The sequence below is a fragment of the Yoonia sp. genome, assembly GCF_036770585.1.
GTDB lineage: Bacteria > Pseudomonadota > Alphaproteobacteria > Rhodobacterales > Rhodobacteraceae > Yoonia.
Map to the genome: position 1 here is coordinate 1 of NZ_DAIPIW010000016.1, position 1,554 is coordinate 1,554.

2 protein-coding genes are annotated in these 1,554 nt (G+C 61.7%); both read right to left on the reverse strand.

Features of this window, described 5'->3' with window-relative positions:
* A partial coding sequence (locus V7N12_RS04715; RefSeq protein WP_333713041.1) for an ABC transporter ATP-binding protein occupies positions 1–569 on the reverse strand: 569 nt, incomplete at its 3' end.
* A 3-nt stretch (positions 570–572) separates the two neighbouring features.
* Positions 573–1,376 carry an IclR family transcriptional regulator gene (locus V7N12_RS04720; RefSeq protein WP_333713042.1) on the reverse strand — a complete coding sequence of 268 codons (804 nt, stop codon included), beginning with the start codon at positions 1,374–1,376 and terminating at the stop codon, positions 573–575.
* Positions 1,377–1,554: the final 178 nt, after the last annotated feature.

The following is a 1,554-nucleotide window of genomic DNA, read 5'->3' on the forward strand; positions in this document are numbered from 1 at the left end:
ACGTAGATCATCGTCGCGCCGATTTCCTTGTGCAGGCGCGCGATCTCGACCCGCATCTCGACGCGCAATTCGGCGTCGAGATTCGACAGCGGCTCGTCGAACAGAAACACCTCGGGCCCGCGCACGATGGCGCGGCCGATCGAGACCCGCTGGCGCTGGCCACCCGACAGGGCCGCAGGCTTGCGGTCCAGATAGGGCTCCAGCTTCAGGATGCGGGTCGCCTCGGCCACCTTGGCCTCGATCTCGGATTTGGGATGGCCGTTCATCTTCAGACCGAAGCCCATGTTGTCCTTCACCGTCATATGCGGATAGAGCGCGTAGGTCTGGAACACCATCGCAACGCCGCGCTGTGAAGGATCCATGCGGGTCACGTCGCGCGTGCCGATGGTGATCTTTCCTTCCGTCGTGTCCTCCAGCCCGGCGACCATCCGCAAAAGCGTGGATTTGCCGCAGCCCGAGGGGCCGACGAAGACGCAGAATTCACCGTCCTCGATCTGCAGATCGATCCCGTGGATCACCTGCACCTCGCCATAGCGCTTGATCACCTTGTTCAGCGTGACTCCTGACATGGGCTACCTCCTTATTTCTTCTTTGACGTTATAGTCGGGAAAGCTCCAGTTCGCGGCATCCCGCGCGATCTTGCGGGCGGTGTCGCGCAGGATCGGCTCGAAGCCTTCCAGCCCGGCCAGATTGGTCCGGCTTGTGGTGCTGGTGACGGACAGCGCGCCAAGCAGGCGTCCGGTTTCCGTGATGATGGGCATCGCGACACAGATGATCCCGGGCTCGTGCTCTTCCCGGTCAAAGCCGTAGCCGTTCTCGCGGATGTCCTGAAGCTCGGCGCGCAAGGCATCGGGGTTGCGCAGCGTATGCGTGGTGAAGGGGTGGAACGACTGTTGGCCAATCGCGACCTCTGCGGCGTCCGCGTCGAGAAACGCCAGCATCACCTTGCCGACACCGGTGCAATAGGCAGGGCCGACCTTGCCTGCCTGACTATACATCTCGACCGGATTATTCGCGTTGCGCTTGTCGATATAAAGCACCTGCGCGTGGTCGAGTTGCGCCAGATGCACCGTCTCGCCCACGGCGGCGCTCAGCGCGTCGATATGGGGCCGCGCAATCGGGGCCAGCGTCGACTGGTCCCATGCGGCATGGGCCAGACGCACCAGACGCAGGCCCGGGCTGTAGGTCTGCCGGTCCGGATCGTAGCGCAGCATCTGCTGGCTCGTCAGGGTCTGCACGAAACGGTAGAGCGTCGGCTTGGGAAAGGGCGATTCGGCCAGAAGCTCGGCAAAGCGCACAGGGCGCCCGAAGGCCGCCACCTGATCCAGCACTTCCAGTGCTTTCCCGACTGTCCCGTCTCCGGTGACACGCCCCATCCGTTCCTCCCCGCATCGAAGTGTTTTGACATCGCCCTCCCAAGCGATGCAGCGTTCGACTGTTGACAAGGCTATATGACTCGCGGTTTAGTATCAACATCCAAAACCATGTTTCATATAATGAGACTTTGGACCATACGGAAGCATACTGGGAGGACACCATGCATTCCACTTTGAA

What these genes read in the sequence shown, in the direction of transcription:
- V7N12_RS04720 (WP_333713042.1), bottom strand. Translation starts at nt 1,376, where the DNA reads ATGGGGCGTGTCACCGGAGACGGGACAGTCGGGAAAGCACTGGAAGTG.